Source organism: Streptomyces cahuitamycinicus, assembly GCF_002891435.1.
GTDB lineage: Bacteria > Actinomycetota > Actinomycetes > Streptomycetales > Streptomycetaceae > Streptomyces > Streptomyces cahuitamycinicus.
The window spans coordinates 1-1,652 of the sequence record NZ_POUC01000807.1; the positions used below are offsets into that span (position 1 = coordinate 1).

Sequence of the window (1,652 nt, forward strand, 5' to 3'; positions counted from 1 at the left end):
GCCCCGTCCCGCAGCACCCCCTCCACATGACCGGGATCGGCACACAACTCCTTGTGCCTCTCCTGCAAGGGCCGGAGCACCTCGACCACAGCCTCCGCGGTGTCCTTCTTCAAGTCCCCGTACGACGTGTAAGAGCCACTCAACAGCTCGGGCTCCCCACCCGTGCACGCCGCGAGGATCTCCAGCAGATTGGCGAGCCCCGGCCGGGCCTCCCGGTCGTACACGACCTCCCGCCCACTGTCGGTCACGGCCCGCATGACCTTCTTGCGCACCACGTCCGGCTCGTCCAGCAGATAGACGATCCCCGGCCCGACGTCGTCGCTCTTGCCCATCTTCGACGCCGGATCCTGCAGATTCATCACCCGAGCCGCCACCCCCGGCCGCGTCGCCCGCGGCACCACGAACGTGTGCCCGTAGCGCTGGTTGAACCGCACGGCGAGATCCCGCGCCAGCTCCACGTGCTGCCGCTGATCGTTCCCGACCGGCACCTCGCCGGCCCGGTACGCCAGGATGTCCGCCGCCATCAGCACCGGATACGTCAACAGCGACAGCCGCACACTCCCGCCCCGCCGCTGCTCCCGCGCCGCCTTCTCCTTGTACTGGATCATCCGCCGCATCTCACCGTCGGTGGCCACGCACTCCAGCACGTACGACAGCCGGGCGTGCTCGTCCACATGGCTCTGCACGAACACCGTGCAGAGCTTCGGATCCAGCCCGGCCGCCAGCAACAGCGTCGCTGCCTGCCGGCTCAGCCTGCGCACCCGCGCGGGATCGTGGTCGACGGTCAGGGCATGCAGATCGACGACGCAGAACAGCGCGTCGGCCTCGTGCTGGTCGACCGCGGCCCACCGCCGCATGGCCCCCAGGTAGTTCCCCAGCGTCAGATGCCCCGTCGGCTTGACCCCGCTGAAGACCCGTGTCATCTCTTCTCCACCTCCTGGTCGGGACCGCCGCTCCGGGCGGCCGCCCCTCCGTGGTGCCGGGAGGGAGAATCAAAAACGGCCGCCGAAGCGGCGGCCGTCGAGTGCATACGTGAGAACGGCCGCCGTCAGGCGGCCCACCAGAGTCCGATGCACGTACGCGTCGTCATGCGGCCCACAGTACGCCGCCGGAGTGCCGCCCGCCCCCGAGTTGACACGCCCTACCCCCATCCGTAGTGTTCTCCGAGTTGCCCGACGTGAGCGCCGACTCCGGTCGGTCCCCGGGCAGCCAATCCGCAGGTACCAACCACTATTCGACGCGCAGCACGTCTGTCGTCGCTTCATTGGCATGTGTATTTATGGAATGAGGAATCCCCGTTCGAAAGGACGCGGCCCCCGATTGGCTCGGGAGCCGGGGAATCCGCTAAAGTCTCACTCGTCGGAACGGCCCAACAGCCGCAAAGACAAACCCCGCTGACCGGGGATCAGGCCCGAAAGGATCTGATAGAGTCGGAACCGCCGGAAAGGGAAACGCGGGAGCGGGAACCTGGAAAGCACCGAGGAAATCGGATCGGAAAGATCTGATAGAGTCGGAAACGCAAGACCGAAGGGAAGCGCCCGGAGGAAAGCCCGAGAGGGTGAGTACAAAGGAAGCGACCGTTCCTTGAGAACTCAACAGCGTGCCAAAAGTCAACGCCAGATATGTTGATACCCCGTCTCCGGCCATCATGG

General features: G+C 66.5%; 1 protein-coding gene. It reads right to left on the bottom strand.

All coding sequences use genetic code 11. The features are described from left to right. On the bottom strand, positions 1 to 923 hold a 923-nt coding region (gene trpS / locus C1J00_RS43035), incomplete at its 3' end, for a tryptophan--tRNA ligase (RefSeq protein ID WP_102914193.1). Between the last annotated feature and the right edge of the window lie 729 nt (positions 924 to 1,652).